Source organism: Pantoea sp. B9002, from assembly GCF_013385945.1.
Lineage (GTDB): Bacteria > Pseudomonadota > Gammaproteobacteria > Enterobacterales > Enterobacteriaceae > Pantoea.
In genome coordinates this window covers 90,239-111,991 of sequence record NZ_JACAPA010000005.1, presented here as the reverse complement: position 1 = coordinate 111,991, position 21,753 = coordinate 90,239, and the positions used below count along the sequence as shown (strand labels likewise).

The following is a 21,753-nucleotide window of genomic DNA, read 5'->3' as shown; positions in this document are numbered from 1 at the left end:
CCTTACAGCATGTTCTTGGATTGAAGGAAATCACGCGCCACCTGTTGCGGCGACTGATGATCAATATCGACACGCTTGTTCATCTCGGTGATCGCTTCGTCATTAATCAACGCGGAGAGCTGATTGAGCGCCGTATCCAAGCCGGGATGGCTCTCCAGCACATCCTGACGCACGACAGGCGTGACGTTGTAACTCGGGAAGAAGTGCTTATCATCCTCTAACACTTTGAGTTCAAACCCTTTCACGCGGCCATCGGTGGTGTAGATCAAGCCCGCGTCAACAAAGCCATCGCGAATCGCGTTGTAGACTAAGCCGGGATCCATCTGGCGAATCTGCGGACGGTCGAGCGGCATGTTGTAGGCTTTCTGCAACGGCTTCAGGCCATCGGAGCGGCCCGAGAATTCCAGGTCCAAGCCGAGTTTCCAGTTATGATCCGGATCGTTCTTGCGTACCTCTTCCAGCTTCGCCACCAGTTGCGACATGGTATTGATGCCTTCTTTGTCCGCGCGATCGCGTTGCATGGCAAACGCATAGGTATTGTTCATCGGTGCAGGATTGAGCCACACCAGGCCCAACTTCGCATCCAGCTGTTTCACCGTTTTATACGCGTCTTCGGTCGACATCGGCTTATTGATGTGGTTAAAGATGATCAGCGAAGTACCGGTGTATTCCCATGTCATATCAATCTGTTTATTGATCATCGCGTTACGACCAATAGTGGTGGCGATATTGGTCTTGGGGATCACCTGAAAACCTTTCTTTTGCAGCCAGATCACCGTCATCGCAGAGAGGATGTGCTGCTCCGTAAAGCTCTTGGTTGCCATGGTAATCGGGGTTGCAGCCGCGGCGCTTTGGCTGATTGCCAGCGTCGCGGTGAGTGCCAGCGCAGTACGTTTAACCCAGCGCGCCAGCTTATTGGCATTGGCCATCACAAAACTCCTTGTGTTAAGCCGCAGAGTGCGGGCTGAGATAACGTCCCAATGCCGCGAGCAGCATGTCGAGCACCAGCGCAACCAGCGCCGTGGCCACAGCGCCGAGGATCAGCGTAGGGAAGTCGTTGAGGTAAATGCCGGGGAAGATCAGCTCGCCAAAACTGCTGGCGCCAATCAGAAACGCCAAGGGCGCGGTGCCGACGTTAATCGCCGTGGCGATGCGCACGCCTGCCAGAATCACCGGCAGCGCATTGGGAATTTCCACCTGACGCAAACGCTGAAACTTCGTCATACCTATACCGTTGGCGGCTTCGATCAGCGACGGCGGTACCGCGCTTAAACCGGCAAAAGTATTACGCACAATAGGCAGCAGCGAGGCGAGGAACAGGGCAATCAGCGCGGGACGATCGCCGATACCGACAATCACCATCGCCAGCGCCAATACCGCCAGCGGTGGCAGCGTGTTACCCACGTTGAAGATTTGCATCACGTATTCTGCCCAGCGACGGGCAAACGGACGACTCAGCATGATCCCGCTGGGAATGCCCACCAGCAGCGCAAAGAACATTGACCAAAACACTAAAAACAGATGCTGCTGTCCGAGATACATCAAATCTTCCCGGCGGTCGCGCAGCGTATTCAGCCCCAGCCCCCAAACCAGCAGGGCAATCACCGCAACAATCGCGAGCAGAGCCAGCCCAGCGCGGCGGGCGAGCGATGCATTTTGCATAGCCAGTGTCTCCCTGATTCATAAAATCGTTCGATATGGTGACGTCATTCCCAGGATGGCGGCGCAGTGTTAAAACGTACACATACGAAAATCCTTCACCCCGTTAAATTGCAGTTAAAATGACTGTTAGCAGATGCTTTTTCAGTGAATAACTGGAAAGCACCGCTTAGACCTATAGCAATGCTTGTCGATAAGCGCCAGTTTTTGCGGCAAAATCAGACAGATAGAAATAATCAAAAATCGCATCTAACCCGCATGGAATAAGGCATCATCCGACAATAAAAAATTTTCATCGAAATAAGTGACGACGTCACTAATGGGGCGCACGCAGAGGAAACTGGTCTGGTAAATTTTCAGCTAGCCTTGTTAGAAATTAGGGAGACATATGACTGAAACTGCAGAATTGAACACGGAACATCGCCACTGGATTCTCATCGGCTGCATGCTCGCTATGTTTATGGCGGCGATTGAAGTCACCATCGTGGCCACCGCGATGCCGACCATCATTGCCGATCTTGGCGGCTTTTCGCAGTTTGGCTGGGTATTTTCCATCTATTTACTGACGCAAGCCGTCAGCGTGCCGCTGTATGGCCGACTGGCAGACATGTGGGGCCGCAAACGGCTGCTGTTTATAGGTGTTTCGCTGTTTTTGCTGGGATCGATTCTGTGCGGATTCGCCCACAGCATGACGTGGCTAATCCTGTTTCGCGCTTTTCAGGGTTTAGGTGCCGGCGCGATTATGCCGCTGACCTCCACCATTGTGGCGGACGTCTATTCGCCGCGCGAACGCGCCAACGTCCAGGGCTGGCTCTCCAGCGTCTGGGGCGTGGCGGCAATCATCGGTCCGCTGAGCGGTGCGTGGCTGGTGCAGCACTTTAGCTGGTCGGTGATTTTCTGGGTCAACGTGCCGATTGGCGCCATCGCCATGCTGCTGCTGGCGCGTTTTCTTCCGTCGCGCGAACAAAATCAGGCCACCACGCTCAATCTCACCGGCAGCTGCTGGCTGATGATCTGCGTAACGGCGTTGCTGGTCGCGCTGTTGCAGGCAGAAGTGCTCGGCTTCTGGCTGGTGCCGTTCCTGCTGCTGGCGGTCATCGCCGCCTGGCGTTTAAAACAGCATGAACAGCGTGCCGATGCGCCGCTGTTTCCGCTGGAAATCTGGCGCAGTCGGCTCATCGTCGCTGGCAACATCGGCAACCTGATTATCGGTGCCAGCATGATGGGCATCAGCGCCTTTCTGCCGACGTGGATTCAGGGCATCACCGGCGGCACGCCGCTGCAGGCCGGCAGCGCACTGGCGATGATGTCGATTGGCTGGCCGCTGGCCAGCACCTTAAGCGGCAGGTTGATGCTCATCACCTCCTATCGCTTCACCGCGCAGTTGGGCGCGCTGCTGCTGATTGCGGGCAGCGCGTTGCTGCTGTTACTACGCAGCGACAGCTCGATCATGCAGGCAGGATTCACCGCCTTTGTGATTGGCACCGGCATGGGCATGACCAGCACCACGTTTCTGGTATCGGTACAGAACCATGCGCATTACGACATTCGCGGCATTTGCACCGCCTCAATTATGTTTAGCCGCATGATCGGTTCGGCGATTGGTACCGCGTTATTGGGCGCGGTGCTGAACCTCAACTTGTCGCTGCGGCTGCCGCAGGCGGACGATCCGATGCAGAAAATCATGTCGCACGAAAGCCGTCAGGCGCTGCCGGAGGCGACATTGCATGACTGGACCGGACAAATCGCCAGCTCATTACATTGGGTATTTGTGGTGTCATTGCTGATTGCGCTGTTAACGCTGTGGGTGGCGTGGATGATGCCGCGGCAAAGGCCGGAAGTGGAGTAAAAGCAGGGCGGCCAGAGAGCCGCCCGAAGGTTACTGCGCTGGCGTATCCTGAGAGCTGCCCGCGCCGTCTGGCACGGTGCTGTCACCATCACGGCCAGTTTTCTTGTAGACGATTTTCTGTGTGTCGTTCTCGCAATGACCCACTACCTGACCGCCGACCTGATCGGCTTGATCATTGGCCACGATATCCAGCGTGAAGTCCGATTCGGCGACGCCGTTGTTAATGATTTTTTTGCTGATGTCCGCTTTGACACTTTCACAAGAAGCCTGCGCCAATACCGGCAGCGACAACATCGCCATCAGCAGAACTGCATTACGTTTTTTCATCATTCACTCCTTTGGTCAGAAATCCTGTCAAAACTATAGCAGTGATAAACGATTAGGGTGCAAGTGGACGTCCGGTGCGGCGGTCAAGGCAGCGCAGCGTGTTCGGTTCCCAATAGGCATTAACGTTGTAGCTCTTTTCGCAGGAGTCGCGGGTATCAAAGGCTTTGTCCGCTTTATCGAACTCTTTCTCGACGCGCGTATTGACCTTGTTGCGCAGGTTTTTGGTATCGTTCCACTGCTCTTTGCTCTGGCGCGCGGCTTCATTACTCGAGGCGCTGCTGCCATCTTCAATAATCAGGCGATCGGTTTTGGCCGAAGCGATGGGCGCAGCCATTAACAGGCTAGAAGTCACCACGGTAGCCAGCAGGGCGGAAAACAGTTTTTTCATCGTCATTTCCTTCAGTTAACACCAGCACAGCCGGGATCGCGGCTGTAACAACCATGGGCGCTAGTATATCATCGCTGCTTCTTTGCTCACCAGCGGTGAGCGCTTTGTTTAGCTTAGCGAGAGATTTTCTATGCTGGTAAAAACCGCCTTGCTGTTTTTTATCACTGCGATAGCGGAAATTGTTGGCTGTTTCCTGCCGTGGCTGTGGTTGAAGAAGGGCATGACGGCCTGGTTGCTGGTGCCCGCCGCAGCGAGTCTGGCGCTGTTTGTCTGGTTGTTGACGTTGCATCCCGCCGCGAGCGGACGCGTTTATGCGGCCTATGGCGGCGTATACGTGCTGACGGCGCTGATCTGGCTGCGCGTGGTGGATGGCGTAAAACTGAGTACGTGGGATTGGGTCGGCGCGCTGGTCGCCTTGAGCGGCATGTTAATCATCGTGACGGGTTGGGACCGCGCGTAATAATCGGCCACACAGGCGTTCGATATTAGGGGAAACATCCCGATGAGGTCGTAGCGGCGAAAGCCGCCGGAGCGCCTCACGGGATGGTCGCCCCGGGTATCTCGATCAAAAAGCGTATAACCGCAATTAACCTTTATGTACTTTCAGTCCTGCGGTGGTTTGCGTCACCGGCATAATCTCCAGCGTATTGATGTTGACGTGCTTCGGCAGCGTCGTCACCCAATAGACCGCTTCGGTCACATCTTCCGCCGTCAGTGCGGTGGTGCCTTCGTAAACCTGGCCCGCTTTATCGTCATCGCCCTTGAAGCGCACGTTTGAGAACTCGGTGCCGCCCACCAAACCTGGCTCGATATCGGTCACGCGCAGCGCGGTGCCATGCAGGTCGGTACGCAGATTCAGGCTGAACTGGCGCACGAATGCTTTGGTCGCGCCATACACGTTGCCACCCAAATAAGGCCAGCTGCCGGCAATCGAACCGATATTCACGATATGACCGACGTTGCGCTCAACCATTGCAGGCAGCACCGCACGCGTCATGTACACCAAACCTTTGTTGTTGGTGTCGATCATATTTTCCCAGTCTTCGATATTGGCTTTGTGCGCCGGTTCCACACCCAACGCCAGGCCAGCATTGTTAACCAGCACATCAATATTGCGCCATTCAGCGGGCAGGGAGGCGATCACTTCATCGATGGCGGCGCGATTACGCACGTCCAGCTGAACGGTATATAGATTGTCGCCCAGCTCATCTTTCAACTCTTTTAAGCGCTCAGCGCGACGTCCGCTGGCGATCACTTTGTGACCTGTAGCAATGAAGCGGCGGGTGATACTTTGACCAAAACCAGCAGTTGCGCCAGTAACAAAAATAATCATCTCACTGTTCCTTAAACGATTTCAGGTTATCAGCCACACCTTAGCATTAACCTCGAACCCATGCTCATGAAAACCAAAAGGAGCGTGTTGCAGGATTTTTCCTGCACATTACGAGTGCATTAGCGCACCACAAAGACGCATCTCATCAGGCGATAAACACGCCATGCCCGACAAAACTCGCCGCAATGTTAAATCGCAACCGTTTGCGATAGCAGGCAACCGGTTGCGCATACGGTTGCTCGCCAAGCTTGACACAAAAACCCATCAAATCAACCTATTATATTGAAAGTAAACAGTATTTTTTGTTCTTTGCATTGGCATGCGCTTTGCAAACTATCTTTAAGGCAATTACCTGCACTAATAAAAAAGCACCAAGGAACCATTATGCCTTACGCACCCGAAACGCTGCTGCGCGCCAGCTTCTTTGATTTTACCGCTCTGGCCGCGCAGCCAGACGACATCGCTGCCAACGCGCGCTATCTCGAAGATGGCTTATTAACGCTGCGTGACGGCAAAGTGGTCAGCCTTGAAAGCTGGCAAATCGCGGAAGGGCGCGTCGATCCGACGCGCGTCACCGATCTGCGCGGCAAACTGATCGTGCCCGGCTTTATCGATACCCATATTCATTACCCGCAAACCGAGATGATCGGCGCCTTTGGCGAACAGCTGCTGGAGTGGCTCAACCAATACACTTTCCCGGTGGAGAGCCAATATCACTGTCCCGATCACTCGGCAAAAATGTCGGCGTTCTTCCTGCATCAGCTGCTGTCGAACGGCACCACCACCGCGCTGGTGTTCGGCACCGTGCATAAGCAGTCGGTCGATTCGCTGTTCAGCGCCGCGCAGCAGCTGGATATGCGGCTGATCGCTGGCAAAGTGATGATGGATCGTAACGCGCCGGAATACCTGACCGAAACGCCAGAAGAGAGCTATCAGCACACGCGTGAACTGATTGAGCGCTGGCATCAGCGCGGTCGCCTGAGCTATGCGCTCACACCGCGTTTTGCGCCGACCTCGTCGCCAGAACTACTGGATAAAGTGCGTCAGCTGCGCGAGGAGTTTCCTGATGTCTGGATGCACACGCACTTGAGCGAAAACCAGCAGGAGATCGCCTGGGTAAAAGCTTTATTCCCGGAGCACGCAGGCTATCTTGATGTCTATCATCACCACCAACTCACCGGCAAACGCAGCGTGTTCGCGCACTGCCTGCATCTGGAAGATCAAGAGTGGCAATGCCTGCATGACACCGATTCATCGATTGCCTTCTGCCCGACGTCAAACCTGTTCCTCGGCAGCGGCTTATTCAACATCAAACGCTGCTGGCAGCAGGGCGTGCGCATGGGCATTGGCACCGATGTTGGCGCAGGCACTACCTTTAATCTGCTGCAAACGCTGGGCGAAGCCTACAAAGTCGGCCAGCTACAGCAGTACAAACTCAGCGCCTGCGAAGCGTTTTATCACGCCACCTTAGGCGGCGCGCACGCGCTCGATCTGGATGACGTTATCGGCAACTTCAATCCCGGCAAAGAGGCCGATTTCGTGGTGCTCGATGCGGCGGTATCGCCGCTGCAGAAGCTGCGCAATGCCAACAGCAAAGACATCTGGGAGCGGCTGTTTGTAATGATGACGCTTGGCGACGACCGCAACATCGCGCAAACCTGGGTGAGCGGCAAGCCGGTTTGGCAGCGCGAAAGTGAGGAGCAAATCGCATGATCCAGTTCTTACTCAACGATCGTTTAATCACCGAACGCGAGCTTGATCCCAATCTCACCGTGCTTAACTACCTGCGCGGGCAGCAGCAGCGTCGCGGCACCAAAGAGGGCTGCGCGTCTGGCGATTGCGGTGCCTGCACCGTCACGCTCGGTAAAGTGGTGGACGGACAAATGCAGTATCAGGCGGTGAACAGCTGTTTGACGCTGGTCAGCAGCCTGCAAGGCAAGCAACTGATTACGGTGGAAGATCTCAAACAGGGCCGCGAACTGCACAGCGTGCAGCAAGCGATGGTGGATTGCCACGGCTCGCAATGTGGTTACTGCACGCCGGGTTTCGTGATGTCGCTGTTTACCCTGCAGAAAAACAGCGCTGGCTGGGATCGTCATCAGGCGGAGCAGGCGCTGGCGGGCAATTTGTGTCGTTGCACCGGCTATCGTCCGATAATGGATGCGGCGCAGCAGGCGTGTGAACAACCTGATGCGGATGCCTTCAGCGCCAATGCACCCGCGCTAGTACAGCGTTTACAGGCGCTCAGCAACGATGAAGTACAGATCATCGAAGCCGCGGGCAGCCGCTGCTATCTGCCAAAAACCGTCGCGCAACTCGCCGAGCTCTATCAGCAACATCCTGAAGCCCGTTTGGTGGCTGGCGGCACCGATCTGACGCTGAAAATCACCCAGCAATATCAGCGCTTGCCGCTGCTGATCGCGCTGGATCAGGTGGATGAGTTGAAGGTCTGCCATGAAGATGAAACGCATCTTTATCTCGGTGCCGCCGCCTCATTGCACCATTGCTATCAGTTTTTAGCGCAGCACATTCCGGCGTTTAGCAGCATGCTGGAGCGTTTTGCCTCGTTGCAAATTCGTAATCAGGGCACGCTCGGCGGCAACATTGGTAACGCATCGCCGATTGGCGATTGCGCGCCGATGCTGCTGGCATTAAATGCGCGTCTGGTTTTGCAGCAGGGTGAAAAGAGGCGAGAAGTGCCGCTCGATCAATTCTTTATCGCCTATCGTCAAACGGTCTTGCTGCCGGGTGAATTCATTCGCAGTATCACCATTGCTAAAGTGACGGTGTCACCCAACTTTGCGGCGTGGAAAGTGGCTAAACGGCTGGATGATGATATTTCCGCGGTTTTCGCCGCCATCAATCTGCAAATTGAGGAAGGTGTGATTGTGGAAGCACGGCTCGCCTTTGGTGGTATGGCCGCCACGCCGAAACGCGCGCTGGCGGCTGAAGCACAATTGCTGGGTCAGCCGCTGAATCTCAGCGCCATCGAAAAAGCCTGTAGCGCGCTGAGTGAGGATTTCCAGCCGCTGAGCGACTTCCGCGCCAGCGCCGATTATCGCCTGCAGGTGGCGCGCAATCTGTTGCGCCGCTACTACGCGCAAGCGTCTGGCGAGCTGACCATTACCGAGGTATCGCGCTATGTCTCATAACCGTCCGGAACTGAACGAAACGCTGCTGAAAACCCAGTTCGCCACCGGCATGCAAACGGGCGTGGGGCGCAGCAATAAACACGAAAGTGCCGACAAGCATGTCTCCGGTGAAGCGCTGTATATCGACGACAAGCCGGATCTACCGGGATTGCTGCATCTCTGTCCGCGTCTGAGCGAGCACGCGCATGCGCGCATCACCAAGCTGGATGTGCAGCCGTGTTACGCGGTGCCGGGCGTGGTCAGCGTGCTGACGTGGCGTGATGTGCCGGGCCTCAATGATGTCGGTCCGCTTGAGCCGGGCGATCCGCTGCTGGCGCAGGACAAAATCGAATATTTCGGTCAAATCGTCATTGCCGTCGCCGCTGATTCACCGGAAGCGGCGCGTGCCGGGGCCGCAGCGGCGATTGTTGAGTATGAAGCGCTGCCGGCGGTGCTCGACGTGCGTGAAGCGCTGGAACAGCGTTTCTTTGTGCAGCAGCCGCACATTCACCAACGCGGCGATGCCGAAGCCGCGCTGGCGCGGGCGTCACGCCGGATTCAGGGCGAATTTCACATCGGCGGTCAGGAACATTTCTATCTGGAAACCCAGACGGCGCTGGTGATCCCCGGCGAAGATGACAGCTTGCAGGTGTTCTCCTCGACGCAAAACCCCACCGAAGTGCAGAAGCTGGTGGCGGAAGTGATGGGCATCACCATGAACAAAGTCACCATTGATATGCGGCGCATGGGCGGCGGCTTTGGCGGCAAAGAGACGCAAGCGGCGGGCGTGGCGTGTTTGTGTGCCATCGCCGCCCGTCAGCTGCGTAAACCGGTAAAAATGCGCCTGGCGCGCCGCGACGACATGCAGATCACCGGCAAACGCCATCCGTTTTATGTCCGCTACGATGTCGGTGTTGATGACGACGGTCGCTTCTGCGGCGTGAAGATCGATCTGGCTGGCAACTGCGGTTATTCGCTCGATCTCAGCGGATCGATTGTCGATCGCGCGATGTTCCACGCCGATAACGCTTATTACCTCGGTGATGCGCTGATTACCGGCTATCGCTGCCGCACGCATACCGCCTCGAACACCGCGTACCGTGGCTTCGGCGGGCCGCAAGGCATGGTGGCGATTGAGCAGATCATGGATCACGTCGCGCGCGAAGTTGGGCTGGATCCGCTCGAACTGCGCAAACGTAACTATTACGGCAAAACCGATCGCAACATCACCCATTACCACCAGCAGGTGGAAGACAATCTGCTGGATGAGATGACGGAGCAATTAGAAACCAGCAGCGAATACGCCGCGCGCCGTCGTGAAATCAGCGCGTTTAACGCCAGCAACCGTTTTATGAAACGCGGACTGGCGCTGACGCCGGTGAAATTCGGCATCTCTTTTACCTCCAGCTTCCTCAATCAGGCGGGCGCGCTGATTTTGATTTACACCGATGGCACGGTGCAGCTCAATCACGGTGGCACCGAAATGGGTCAGGGCTTAAACACCAAAGTGGCGCAGATTGTGGCGGAAGTGCTGCAAATTGATATCAGCCAGATTCAGGTGACCGCCACCGATACCGGCAAAGTGCCCAACACCTCGCCAACCGCGGCGTCCAGCGGGGCCGATCTCAACGGCAAAGCGGCGCAAAACGCCGCGCAAATCCTGCGCGATCGCCTAACCGAGATGCTGTGTCAGCAACATCAATGCGCGGCAGACGCGGTGCATTTCAGCAACGGCATCGTGCGCGTCGGCGAGAAACACTTCACCTTCGCCCAGGTTGCACAGCAAGCGTGGCTTAATCAGGTGCCGCTTTCTGCCACCGGTTTCTACACAGTGCCGGGCATCCATTACGATCGCGCCGCCGGACGCGGCAAACCGTTCTATTACTTCTCCTACGGCGCGGCTTGCTGTGAAGTGCTGGTGGATACGCTGACCGGCGAATACCGTTTGCTGCGCGCCGATATTTTGCATGACGTGGGCGCGTCGCTGAATCCGGCCATTGATATCGGCCAGGTTGAGGGCGGTTTTGTGCAGGGCATGGGCTGGCTCACCTGCGAAGAGCTGGTGTGGAACGACAAGGGCAAATTGCTCACCGATGGCCCGGCCAGTTACAAAATCCCGGCGATCAGCGATGTGCCGAGCGATTTGCGCGTCACGCTGGTTGAGAACCGCAAAAATCCGCAGGACACGGTATTCCACTCCAAAGCCGTCGGCGAACCGCCGTTCATGTTGGGCATCGCCGTGTGGTGCGCGTTGCAGGATGCAGTAGCCAGCGTCGATAACTATCGCCGCCATCCGCAGCTGGACGCGCCCGCCACGCCGGAGCGGGTGTTCTGGGGGATTCAGCGCTTATCAGGAGCGGACCATGATTTATCATGACTGGATCAGCGTGTTACACAGCCTGCGGGAAAAACGTGAAAGCTGCGTGCTGATCACCGTGCTCAGCGAGCGGGGCTCCGTGCCGCGCGATCGCGGCAGCAAAATGGTGGTCAGCGCCAGCGACACCTTTCTCACCATTGGCGGCGGCCATCTTGAGTATCAATGCATTGCGCAGGCGCGAGAGATGCTGCAGCAGCGCTGCACTCAACCGCGCAGTGAAGAGTTTGCGCTGGCTGCGCGTCTCGGCCAATGCTGCGGCGGCCATGCCACTTTGCTGTTTGAACCGCTGATGCAGCAGCAGCCGGAAATTCAGGTATACGGCGCAGGCCACGTTGGCCAGGCGCTGGTAAATCTACTCGCCACTTTGCCGTGCCACATTACCTGGATTGATAGCCGCGCCGCGCAGTTTCGCGCCGTGCCGCCCGGCGTGACGGTGCGCCAGGTTGAGGATCCGATTGACTGCGTGCAGGAAGCCGCGCCAGAAAGCTATTTTGTGGTGATGACGCACGATCATCCGCTCGATCTGGCGCTCAGCGAAGCGATCTTGCGGCGTGGCGATTTTCGCTATGCTGGCGTGATTGGTTCTGCCACTAAAGCCCAGCGCTTTCGCTATCGCTTAGAGGGCAAAGGCATTGCGGCAGATTCTCTCGCACGTTTGCGCTGCCCGATTGGTTTGGCAGATGTGAAGGGCAAGTTGCCGGCGGAAATTGCCGTCGCGGTGGCGGGGGAAATCATCAGCGTTTATCAGCAGCAGGCGATAAGTTGTTGAGTGACGAGGAAACTGCCAGGATAGAACCATCCCGCCGCCACCGTGCGGCGTTGCTGATTATCAGGAGCGATAATGAATTCACGAGCCAATCCGTTTTTCACCGCCAGCACCTTGCCGTATCAAACCCCACCATTTGACCAGATTCAGGAAGAGGATTTTCTGCCGGCGCTGGAAGCGGGGATTGAAGAGAAACGGCGCGAAGTAGCGGCGATCGCCAGCAATCCTGAGGCGCCAACCTTTGCTAATACCTTTGAGGCGCTGGAGCGTAGCGGCCAGTTGCTGAAGCGCGTGAATCTGGTGTTTGGTGCCATGACTTCCGCCAACACCAGCGATCGCCTGCAGGAAATCGATGAACTGATTACCCCGCAGCTCACCGCGCTCAATGATGAAATCTGCCTGAACAGCCAGCTGTTCGCTCGCCTCGACACCGTTTACCAGCATCGCGGTTCGCAGTGTCCGGATGCCGAAGCGATGCGACTGGCGGAAGTCACCTGGCAGCATTTCCAGCTGGCCGGAGCAAGCCTGAGCGAAGCGGATAAAACCCAGCTGCGCGCCTGCAATCAAGAGCTGGCGAGCCTCAGCACCCGTTTCGGCAACAAGTTGCTGGCGGCCACCAAAGCCGGTGCTTATGTGGTGAGCAATGTGGCGGCGTTGGCCGGATTAAGCGAAGAAGAGCTGGCGCACGCTAAAGCGGCGGCCGAAGCGCGCGGCTTGCACGGCGAATGGCTGATTGCGCTGCAAAACACCACGCAGCAACCGGCGCTGCAGGCGCTGGAAGTGCGCGCCACGCGTGAAGCGCTGTTCCAGCAGGCGCTAACGCGCAGCGAGCAGCGCGATGATAACGACACGCGCGACATCGTGTTACGCATGGCGCAACTGCGCGCGCAGCAGGCGAGTTTGCTCGGTTTCAAAACCTATGCCGAGTGGAGCATGCAGGATCAGATGGCGAAAACGCCGGAGGCGGCTTTTGCCTTTATGCGCAATATCGTTCCTGCCGCGCGAGCCCGCGCTGAACGTGAAGCTGCCGACATCCAGCAGGCAATTGAAGCCGCGCATCACAGTTTTCCGCTGCGCGTCTGGGACTGGAATTTCTATGCCGAGCAAGTACGCAAAGCCCAATATGCGCTGGATGAGAGCCAAATCCGCCCGTACTTTGAGCTGAACAACGTGCTGGAAAAAGGTGTGTTCTGGTCGGCCAGCCAGCTGTTTGGCATTCGCTTTAGCCAACGCCACGATCTGCCGGTTTATCATCCGGACGTTAACGTTTACGAGATTTTCGATGCCGACGACACGCCGCTGGCGCTGTTCTACACCGACTTCTTCAAACGTGATAACAAAAGCGGCGGCGCGTGGATGAGTAATTTCGTTGACCAAACCACGCTGCTCGGCACCAAACCGGTGATCTACAACGTGTGCAACTACACCAAGCCGCAAGTTGGCCAGCCGGCGCTGCTGAGCTGGGATGAGGTGATCACGCTGTTCCACGAGTTTGGTCATGCGCTGCACGGCTTGTTCGCCACGCAACGCTATCCAAGCTTGTCGGGCACCGCCACGCCGCGCGACTTTGTCGAGTTCCCGTCGCAGATTAATGAGCATTGGGCCAGCAACGAAGCGGTGTTTGCCAACTATGCGCGCCACTACAAAACCGGTGCGGCGATGCCAGCTGAGCTGCGCGACAAGATGGTGCGCGCCGCGAAGTTCAACAAAGGCTATGACATGACCGAGCTGCTCGCCGCCGCGCTGCTGGATTTGCAGTGGCATTCACTGACCACGCACGACAATCCGCAAGACGTTAGCCACTTCGAGCTGCAGGCGCTGGCCGCCGAAAACATTGCGCTGGCGACGGTTCCGCCTCGCTATCGCTCCAGCTATTTCCGCCACATCTGGGGCGGCGGTTATGCAGCCGGTTATTACGCCTATATCTGGACGCAGATGCTCGCCGATGATGGCTATCAAGCCTTTGTGGAACGTGGTGGATTAACGCGTGAAAACGGTCAGCAGTTCCGCGAGCATATTCTGTCACGCGGAAACAGCACCGATTTGCAGCATCTGTGGCTGGCGTGGCGCGGCAAAGAGCCGGAAATCGGCCCAATGCTAAAAAACCGTGGACTGGAAGGGGCATAACTCACCACTGTTTTCGTAGGGTGCGCATTTATGCGCACATTGTTACCATAAATGGCGACCCTACAAAAAATGCATAGGCGGCCTCATTTACCCGAACGGGCCATCTTCAATGGTATCGCACATGCCGGGCAGCACTCGCTCGCCGAATCGACCCAATGCTGAAAAACCGTGGACTGGGAGGGGCATAACTCACCGCTGTTTTCGTAGGGTGCGCATTTATGCGCACCTGGTCACCATAAATGGCGACCCTACAAAAAATGAATAGGCGGCCTCATTTACCCGAACGGGCCACCTTCAATGGTATCGCACATGCCGGCCAGCACTCGCTCGCCGGTTTCGTTTTTCAAATCCGCATACCACGCCGCCGTCACTTCTGCGTCTTTCGCGTGCGTCACATCGCAACGCTTGCGGGCTTTCAACACCAAATCTTTGGTGCGCTCCACGCGACGGGCTTCATAACGCAATAACGCATCCTCAATCCCCAAAGAGTGTGACGCCAGCGTCTGCGCCAGCACCACCGCATCTTCCATTGCCGCACAACCGCCTTGCCCGATATCCGGCGTGGTGCTGTGTGCGGCATCGCCAAGCAACGCCACGCGACCTTTAACAAAACGGCTAAACGGTTCGATATCGTGGATTTCCACGCGGTTGGTGGTTTCCGGATTGAGGCGTTCAATCAGACGCTGCACTGGTTCGGCCCAGCCGCTGAAGTAGCCTTTGAGATCGCTTTTCAGCGTTGCACGATCTTCCGGCAAGCCTTTTGGCAGCGGAACATCAAAGAAGAAGTAGAAGCGGTTATCGCTGACCGGCATCAGCGACACACGTTTGCCTTCGCCGACAAAAGTGGTCCACTGATCGGCAGGTGCGATCGTTTCATCAATCGTCACCAGTCCGTTCCAGTTGACGTATCCGGCATAACGACGTTCCACGTTTTCGCCCAGCACATAGTGGCGAATCACCGAATGCGTACCATCGGCGGCAATCAGGAAATCGCCTTCGGCCTGGCTACCGTCATCAAACCAGGCGGTGACGCCATGCTCAGTTTGCTCAACCTGCGTAACGCGTTTGCCAAAGCTAATGCGCGAACGTCCGTAGGTATCGATCAGCATCGCCTGCAATTCCGCGCGCGCCACCGGATAGGGATATTCACCCACCTGTTGCACCAGCGGTTTCATGCTGAAGCGGGTGAGGGTGCTGCCGCTGTGCGCATCGTTGTAGGCCATAAACGCCATGTTGCCGCCCAGCGCGCGCAGCGGATCTTTCATGCCCAACGCATTGAGGCATTTCACGCCGTTGGGCCAGATAGAGATCGCCGCACCCACCGGCTTCATCTCTTTTACTGCTTCAAACACCGCCGTGTCAAAACCCGCTTTCTCCAGCGCAATCGCAGCACTCATACCGCCAATGCCCGCGCCAATCACAATCGCTTTCATATTCGTCTCCTTTGCTATGCAGTAGAGACTGCAACTTTTGTACCAGGTTGGAGGATTTACCGAATAGGGTCTAACTCGTTGATTTTACACCAACGAAGCAGCATCTAATCTTGCAGCTCTGCACTACAGTGGCGCACACCCATGCACTGCAGCAGAGCAACTTCCATGAAATAGTGAATCGATTGTTTCAACATGGTAATTGGCTCGGCAGCAGCCATACTCATTACACCCGTTCTGCGAGGACTCAATCATGAAATGGATAATGGCTTTTGCCTTGCTGTTCAGCGTCAGCGTGCTGGCACAACCGCAATGGCAGCCGGAGCGAAAAGCGCCGGTGGTGCAGCTGACGCCAATTGCCGCCAAGTGCGATGTTTCAGCCTGTCAGCAAAACTGTTATGTGCAGCAATCACAGTGTAAAAACGACAATAACGGCGGCTGCGGCTCGCTGGCACAAATTTGCGTACAAAACTGTGCCAGTCAGTGTCGTTAAGTGAAATAAATCTGTCATAACCGAGTGCTAGCGTGTTTCCCCGGCAAGGTAATATTTTGATAACAGGGGAAAATAATGAAAACCCGCTTCACACTGATTGCAACGGTTCTTCTGCTGGCACAGCAGGCACATGCGGTTTCACTGCCCGATGCGGCCGCGCTGGCAGGCTTAACCTCCACCGGTTCTACCTCCGCTTATAGCGATCTTGAGCAGCAATCTTTATTGGCTGAACGTCAGGCGCTGCAAGGCGACAGCAGCACGTTGACGCGCGAGCAACTGGAAAAAGCCAAACAGAGCGCGAAACAGGCTGACACGCAGTGGCTGAAAAACAGCGGCTACGATTTCAAAACCAAACAGAATCAGCAGGCCGGAATTGCGCTGCTGTCGGGCTTTAGCGCGTTGCCCGCCAGCGTGCTCGATGCCAGCCAGGCCACAGTTACCAATATCAATCTGAACGCCACGCAAAATGTGCGTCATCAGGCGTTGGCCGATGCGGAAGCGATTGGCTATCTCTATTTCCTCTCCGATGCGCTCGGCCCGCGTCTCGGCAAAGCCTTCCTCGCGGCTTACGACAAAGGTGAGATCGGCAAAGCCGCCGCGCTGATCAAAGCCAGTGAAGTCAGCACCAGCGCGGCGAAAAAGCACTTTAACTATCCGCGACCGTTCCTGCGCGAGGGCAACAGCATTCATCTGGTGCCGGACGATGTGGTGGTAAAAGACAACGTGCGTTACACCGCCGACGGCGGCTCTTTCCCGAGCGGCCATACCAACACCGGTTATACCGATGCTTTGTTGCTGGCCGAAATGGTGCCGGAGCGTTTTGAAGCATTGGTGACGCGCGGCGCACGCTACGGTTATTCGCGTTTAGTGTTGGGCGTGCATTACCCGCTGGATGTGATGGGTTCGCGCATGGTGGCGCAGCGCAACGTGGCGAACTATCTCAACGATGCGCGCTATCAGGCGTTGTTTAGTGAAGCTCGCGATCAGCTGCGTGCCGCGCTGGAAAAAGAGTGCGGCACGTCACTGGCGGAGTGTGCGCGCAGCAATGGCAAGGACGATCCGTATCGTTCACCGGCGATGAAGCAGTTCTATCGTTTCACCATGAGTTACAACCTGCCGAAAGCCAATGTGCAGAATACGCCTGTAAAAGTCCCGCAGGGCGCGGAGATCCTGCTGAAGACCGCGTTGCCGCAGCTGTCTGATGCGCAGATTCGTAGCCTGATGGTGAAAAGCGCGCTGCCAAACGGCTATCCGCTGTCCGGCAGTGATGCGGATCAGTCATTCTGGCAACGTGTAGATTTGACGGCGGCGTATGCTTTAGCGAAACCGGCTCGTTGATATGCAGGTCGCCATAAATGGCGTAATGCTCGTCAGTAAAGACATGAAAATCCCTCATTACCGAGAGCACACATTGTAGCGGCGCAATTCATTGCGCGATAAATCGCGCCGCTACGGAAGGTGCGGTGATTTGATACGGTGATTAACTGAGCAGCATTACGGCATGAATGGCTACCTTACGAAACCTCGTCATTCTTTTATCCGGCGATCAAGCGCGAAGGGCGCTGAAGTGGCTTGTGCAATGAGGGTGGCAGCGGCGGGATGGTCGGGATTGAGAATGGCGTTGTCTTCGCCGGTCAAAATGCTGGGTACCGTTAACAGCAAAGGAAAGCCGCCTTGTAAATCGAGAAACGCGGCGCCAATCGCCTGCGTCTCTTCCTGCTGCTGATACTTTTCCCAATCGCTGGGCAGCTTACTGCTGTCCAGCGCCATGATTTCGCTCTCAGGAATCGGCAGGGTAAAAACCACAAAGCGGCTCTTCTCCAGCATCGCTTTGCCGGCATGCACCACCAGTTCCAGCGTGGCGAGCGCCTTTGAACTGCTAAGGTAAACCGTCTTAATACCGGGCGGATTCCAGCGTCCACCCCATTTTTCAGCGCCAGCGCCGCTAAATGCCTCGCTGGCGTACTCTTCTTTCACGAGTCGATAAAACAGCCGATAGGGAGCATCCGGTTCCTTCCGTTGCGTCATTACACAATCACTCCGTGTTCCAGGCGACCAATCAGCGTTAACACCGCATCACAGCCCGCAGGCGTGCTCAGCATCTCCATTGGCAATGCATCATCCAGTGCCAACGCAGGTTGATACATCCAGTGCATGGCAGCGTCAACGTCACCGGCAAATAATTGCAATACGGCATCCAGAATTTCGAACACCTGATACACGCGCGCACCTTGCTCCACCGAGAGTTGCGATCCGGCTTTCTCACGACGGCGATAGGTATTGCGATCGATCGAGACCATCTGGGCCACATCCAGCGGCGTTGCTTTCAGCACCGTGGCCGCGCGTTCAACGATGCCGACGTCCAGACCTTCGGTGATCAACTGGTGCGCTTTCAGCGGATTACGCGGCAAGCCCATTTGATCCATAAAAGATTGCTGAGCGTGCTGGATCAGCGTGGGATCGAAGACGCGTGCGGCATTGCCGTGATTGAATGGGGATGCAGTTGTCATAACAACCTCCTGAACAATGTTCATTTGAACATTTTTATAGCTCAAGTGTACATCACTGCGCAAAGGTTGTCATTTTTTGTACGACCATAAAACTAATGCACTGTTAATCAACAATAAACAGCTTCGCACCGCTGACGGTTGAGGAGCGATGGGCTTCTGCATTGTCCGCGACCTGATAACTTACGCCCGGCGTTAACGTGAAGGTGCGACCATCATCCAGCTCCGTCACCATTTCCCCTTCGAGGCACAGCAGAATATGGCCTTTGCTGCACCAGTGATCCGCCTGATAACCCGGCGAATACTCCACCATCCGCACCCGAATATCGCCGAAGCGTTGGGTGCGCCACAAAGCAAAGCCCTCATCGCCGGGATGGGTTTCGGGCGCGATGTCGTTCCAGGTGGTGATGCCGAAAGGAAGCTGATTAATCTGCATTTGGATGTCCTTAGGTGGGTAAGACGGCCATGATTAGCAGCGAGAGGGCAATTAGGCCAGTAAAATCAACTGGCTTCCTGCCATATCTCGCGCATCGCCAGCTCCAGCTTTTTAAACGCCCGTTTCCCAGTAACGCGCGGCGATTAGGTTATCCATCACGCCCTCAATATTCTCCAGACCAATGAGAAAATCGGGCTCGTTGGCGATACCGTGATCGATGGCGACATCCAGGCATTTACCGTGCTGAAACAGACGCTGCATGCGCACTTTATTGGTTACTAACATGTCGTGTTTCCTCCTGAAAAACCGTGGGGTAAAGGCCGGTAAGTCCGTGCAAACGAGCCAGATTGGCGCAGCCGCGCTGCAGCTGCTGCGCGCGTTCGCTATCGCTCCAGCCGAGCGTCGCGGCCATTAACTGCGCGATCTCCTGCACCAGCGGCGCACTAAGTTCACCGCAAATCGCCAGCGAGGTGCGGCGCACCAGCAAATCCTCCAGCTGACAAACCTGTTCATGCTCAATCAGATAACGCAATTCGACATCGCTATAGGCGGCGTGATGCTGCAACATTTGCTCGCGGTGCTGCTGGATCAGCGCCAGCAGCGGCAGGGCGCGGCTGCCGTAACGTTTGGCGAGTTGCATCACGCGCGGCAGCGGCACGGTATAACGCTGCGCCAGTTGCGCCAGCCACGCGGTTTGTCCTGAGGGTTTGGGGAAGTCACGTCCGCCGCCGATCGGCACATCGCCGCTGGAGACCTGACGTTTTTCACCGAGCAACCGCAGCACGCGATCCGCCGCCTCTTCACCAAACTGGCGAAAAGTGGTCCATTTGCCGCCGACTAAACAGAGCGTGCTCCAGGCGCGATTGGCGTCAGCCGGCAACACTACTAATGAGTGATTACGTGAGATTTGGCCGTTAAGTTTGGCCTCGCTGGCGGGCAGCGGACGTACGCCGCAGAAGGTGTAAACGATGGCGGAATCCGCCACCTCGATATGCGGGAAGACGAAGCGCAATGACTCAAGGATGTAACTCTTTTCCTCCTCTTCGCACACCACCGCATCGGGATCGTCCACGCGGATATCGGTTGAACCCACCAGCACTTTGCCGAACCACGGGAACATGATGCATACGCGGCCTTCCTGATTCTCGAAATAGACCATTTCGCCATCCAGCATATGCAGCAATTCGGGATGGTCGAGGATCAGATGCGATCCTTTGGTGCCGCCAATCAGCCTGGGCAGATCGTTGCGTGAAGAGATGCGTTGGTTGAGCTGATCGATCCATGCACCACTGGCATTCACCAGCACATGCGGTTGCAGGCTGAAGCGCTCGCCGCTCAACGCATCCTGCAAAATAACCGTTTCGCCCTCGGCGCTGATCAGCTGCAGATAATTGATCGCCAGCGCTTCTGGACAGGCTTTTTCGGCATCATCAATCAACTCAAATCCCAGCCGTTCCGGCGCACTGATCCAGGCATCGTAATAGCTGGCGCTGTATTTCACCCATGGCGCGAATCCCGGCCAGCGATCACGCGTGGCGGCTTCATTGCGCACCTGATGCTTCGGCATCGATCCATATTGGCGGGTGTAAATGTCATACAGGCTGAGCCCGGTTTTTATCAGCAACGCACCGCGCCGCGTCGGTTTATCGCTCAGGCGCAGAAAACGGCGCGTGGCATTCACTAAGCCGCCTGCGAGATTATCGATCGGCACTGTGGTGCGTAAGGGGAAGACATAATGCGAGGCATTTTTCAGCAGGCGATCGCGCTCGGTGACCGACTCTTTGACCAGCGTGAATTCACCGGTTTCCAGATACCGCAAACCGCCATGAATCATGCGCGACAGCGCACCGCTGGCGGCCTGGCACCAGTCGCCTTTTTCCACCAGAATCGCCGGAATGCCCTGCAACGCCAGCTCACGAAAAGTGCTGATGCCGTTGATGCCGCCGCCGACAATCAACACCGGTGCAGACGACCGCAGGCGCAGGGCGCTCAGGCGTTGTTCGCGGGTTTTAATGTTGTCCATGAGATGCTCCAGTTCCAGTACGCCAGGATGAGATCGTAGTCGCTGGAGCCGCGCTGGAGGACGAAAGGTGAACGAATTGTTAATGTAAGGATTGAGAGTTGAGAGGTTGGTCACTTAACTCATCTACGAGAGACTGACAAATAATGCCACTCAGTTAAACATTCATTTGCATATGTATGCAGGTGCGCAAGAATGCGCACCCTACGAAAAACGCACCAATCCTTTGTAGGGTCGCCATTTATGGTGAGCGAAAGACGTTTAATTATTGAGCATTACGCAAGATTGGGTGAGGTTAACCTCACTGATATTTATTTCATTTCAAGGAGATGGTCGATGCTTATCACGTTTAGCGGATTACCCGGCACCGGCAAAAGCACCATTGCGCGGCTATTAGCGCAGCAGATCGGCGCGGTATATTTACGCGTCGACACTATCGAACAGGCGCTGCGATCGGGTGAAGAGAGCGAGAAAATTATCGGGCCGGAAGGGTATTTCGTCATTTATGGATTGGCGCGTGACAATTTGCTGCTCGGTTCCACCGTCATAACCGATTCGGTTAACGACCTGCAACTGATCCGCAATGCATATCGCGATATCGCCCTGTTAAGCGGTTCGCCGCTGCTGGAAGTCGAAGTGATCTGTTCCGATCGTAATAAGCATCGCTTTCGCCTCGAAAATCGCGCTTCCGATATTAAAGGCCTGAAACTGCCGGATTGGCAGGCGGTTGAACAGCGTGAATATCAAGCCTGGGAACGTGATCATCTGCAGCTAGATAGCGCATTGCTCTCGGCGCAGCAGTGCGTTGATGCCATTCTGCAAGCGCTGCCGAAAACCTCACAATCCTGATCTTTCAGTGGTGGCGTAAAACGCGCCGCCACTTTCACCTGAAACCCATCCTTCGATCTTA

Annotated in this window: 20 protein-coding genes and 1 pseudogene; 10 read left to right on the top strand and 11 right to left on the bottom strand. The window is 56.1% G+C overall.

Going from position 1 to position 21,753, the window contains the following annotated elements; genetic code table 11:
• Positions 1 to 2: 2 nt before the first annotated feature.
• Positions 3 to 929, bottom strand: coding sequence for a glycine betaine ABC transporter substrate-binding protein (locus HX773_RS03715; protein WP_176970482.1), 927 nt, complete (start codon positions 927 to 929; stop codon positions 3 to 5).
• Positions 930 to 945: 16 nt separating this feature from the next.
• Complete coding sequence (locus HX773_RS03710; RefSeq protein WP_176970481.1) at positions 946 to 1,662, bottom strand: ABC transporter permease; 717 nt, start codon at positions 1,660 to 1,662, stop codon at positions 946 to 948.
• Between the two features lie 385 nt (positions 1,663 to 2,047).
• Between HX773_RS03710 and HX773_RS03705 the strand changes: the two genes are divergently transcribed.
• Positions 2,048 to 3,508 (top strand): MDR family MFS transporter, encoded by a 1,461-nt coding sequence (locus tag HX773_RS03705; RefSeq protein WP_176970480.1) that lies wholly within the window; start codon positions 2,048 to 2,050, stop codon positions 3,506 to 3,508.
• 30 nt (positions 3,509 to 3,538) lie between these two features.
• Here the strand turns inward: HX773_RS03705 and HX773_RS03700 are convergent, their stop codons facing one another.
• Together HX773_RS03700 and HX773_RS03695 are read right to left on the bottom strand one after the other, a co-directional pair.
• Complete coding sequence (locus HX773_RS03700) at positions 3,539 to 3,835, bottom strand: DUF1161 domain-containing protein (protein WP_176970479.1); 297 nt, start codon at positions 3,833 to 3,835, stop codon at positions 3,539 to 3,541.
• 52 nt (positions 3,836 to 3,887) lie between these two features.
• Positions 3,888 to 4,223 carry a DUF1283 family protein gene (locus HX773_RS03695; protein ID WP_176970478.1) on the bottom strand — a complete coding sequence of 112 codons (336 nt, stop codon included), beginning with the start codon at positions 4,221 to 4,223 and terminating at the stop codon, positions 3,888 to 3,890.
• A gap of 130 nt (positions 4,224 to 4,353) precedes the next feature.
• Between HX773_RS03695 and HX773_RS03690 the strand changes: the two genes are divergently transcribed.
• Positions 4,354 to 4,683, top strand: a complete 330-nt coding sequence (locus HX773_RS03690) for a YnfA family protein (protein WP_176970477.1) — start codon at positions 4,354 to 4,356, stop codon at positions 4,681 to 4,683.
• A gap of 126 nt (positions 4,684 to 4,809) precedes the next feature.
• Here the strand turns inward: HX773_RS03690 and ydfG are convergent, their stop codons facing one another.
• Positions 4,810 to 5,556, bottom strand: coding sequence for a bifunctional NADP-dependent 3-hydroxy acid dehydrogenase/3-hydroxypropionate dehydrogenase YdfG (ydfG, locus tag HX773_RS03685; protein ID WP_008104194.1), 747 nt, complete (start codon positions 5,554 to 5,556; stop codon positions 4,810 to 4,812).
• Positions 5,557 to 5,940: 384 nt separating this feature from the next.
• Here ydfG and guaD point away from each other — a divergent pair, with 384 nt between their 5' ends.
• The 5 genes from guaD to dcp all read left to right on the top strand — a co-directional run bounded on the left by guaD (position 5,941) and on the right by dcp (position 13,957).
• The gene (gene guaD / locus HX773_RS03680; protein WP_176970476.1) at positions 5,941 to 7,269 is read left to right on the top strand and encodes a guanine deaminase; all 1,329 of its coding nucleotides are present in this window, start codon (positions 5,941 to 5,943) and stop codon (positions 7,267 to 7,269) included.
• Positions 7,266 to 8,708 (top strand): xanthine dehydrogenase small subunit, encoded by a 1,443-nt coding sequence (gene xdhA / locus HX773_RS03675; protein WP_176970475.1) that lies wholly within the window; start codon positions 7,266 to 7,268, stop codon positions 8,706 to 8,708. Before guaD ends, xdhA begins: the two co-directional genes overlap by 4 nt.
• Positions 8,698 to 11,064: a xanthine dehydrogenase molybdopterin binding subunit gene (xdhB, locus tag HX773_RS03670; protein WP_176970474.1), complete on the top strand. Its 2,367-nt coding sequence runs from the start codon at positions 8,698 to 8,700 to the stop codon at positions 11,062 to 11,064. Before xdhA ends, xdhB begins: the two co-directional genes overlap by 11 nt.
• A complete protein-coding gene (xdhC, locus tag HX773_RS03665) occupies positions 11,051 to 11,833 on the top strand; it encodes a xanthine dehydrogenase accessory protein XdhC (RefSeq protein WP_176970473.1) in 783 nt (260 codons plus the stop codon). The genes xdhB and xdhC overlap by 14 nt, the downstream gene beginning before the upstream one ends.
• A gap of 72 nt (positions 11,834 to 11,905) precedes the next feature.
• A complete protein-coding gene (gene dcp / locus HX773_RS03660) occupies positions 11,906 to 13,957 on the top strand; it encodes a peptidyl-dipeptidase Dcp (RefSeq protein WP_176970472.1) in 2,052 nt (683 codons plus the stop codon).
• Positions 13,958 to 14,232: 275 nt separating this feature from the next.
• On the opposite strand, the gene hpxO is transcribed toward dcp, so the two are convergent.
• Complete coding sequence (gene hpxO / locus HX773_RS03655; protein WP_176970471.1) at positions 14,233 to 15,390, bottom strand: FAD-dependent urate hydroxylase HpxO; 1,158 nt, start codon at positions 15,388 to 15,390, stop codon at positions 14,233 to 14,235.
• Positions 15,391 to 15,640: 250 nt separating this feature from the next.
• Between hpxO and HX773_RS03650 the strand changes: the two genes are divergently transcribed.
• Together HX773_RS03650 and HX773_RS03645 are read left to right on the top strand one after the other, a co-directional pair.
• Positions 15,641 to 15,880 (top strand): hypothetical protein, encoded by a 240-nt coding sequence (locus HX773_RS03650; RefSeq protein WP_176970470.1) that lies wholly within the window; start codon positions 15,641 to 15,643, stop codon positions 15,878 to 15,880.
• Between the two features lie 75 nt (positions 15,881 to 15,955).
• On the top strand, positions 15,956 to 17,218 hold the full coding sequence (locus HX773_RS03645; protein ID WP_176970469.1) for a phosphatase PAP2 family protein: 1,263 nt from the start codon (positions 15,956 to 15,958) through the stop codon (positions 17,216 to 17,218).
• 189 nt (positions 17,219 to 17,407) lie between these two features.
• Here the strand turns inward: HX773_RS03645 and HX773_RS03640 are convergent, their stop codons facing one another.
• From HX773_RS03640 to HX773_RS03620, 5 genes and pseudogenes are all read right to left on the bottom strand, one after another.
• Positions 17,408 to 17,908 (bottom strand): RES family NAD+ phosphorylase, encoded by a 501-nt coding sequence (locus tag HX773_RS03640; RefSeq protein ID WP_176970468.1) that lies wholly within the window; start codon positions 17,906 to 17,908, stop codon positions 17,408 to 17,410.
• Positions 17,908 to 18,390, bottom strand: a complete 483-nt coding sequence (locus tag HX773_RS03635; RefSeq protein WP_154193487.1) for an antitoxin Xre/MbcA/ParS toxin-binding domain-containing protein — start codon at positions 18,388 to 18,390, stop codon at positions 17,908 to 17,910. The genes HX773_RS03640 and HX773_RS03635 overlap by 1 nt, the downstream gene beginning before the upstream one ends.
• 103 nt (positions 18,391 to 18,493) lie before the next feature.
• Positions 18,494 to 18,823: a DHCW motif cupin fold protein gene (locus tag HX773_RS03630; protein ID WP_176970467.1), complete on the bottom strand. Its 330-nt coding sequence runs from the start codon at positions 18,821 to 18,823 to the stop codon at positions 18,494 to 18,496.
• Positions 18,824 to 18,955: 132 nt separating this feature from the next.
• A pseudogene (locus tag HX773_RS03625) lies at positions 18,956 to 19,108 on the bottom strand (aldolase); the annotation flags it as partial.
• A complete protein-coding gene (locus HX773_RS03620; protein ID WP_176970466.1) occupies positions 19,092 to 20,846 on the bottom strand; it encodes a glycerol-3-phosphate dehydrogenase/oxidase in 1,755 nt (584 codons plus the stop codon). The gene HX773_RS03620 and the pseudogene HX773_RS03625, both read right to left, overlap by 17 nt.
• 333 nt (positions 20,847 to 21,179) lie before the next feature.
• On the opposite strand from HX773_RS03620, the gene HX773_RS03615 reads away from it, so the two are divergent.
• Entirely contained in the window at positions 21,180 to 21,692 is a 513-nt protein-coding gene (locus HX773_RS03615) for an AAA family ATPase (RefSeq protein WP_176970465.1), read from the top strand.
• Positions 21,693 to 21,753 lie beyond the last annotated feature (61 nt).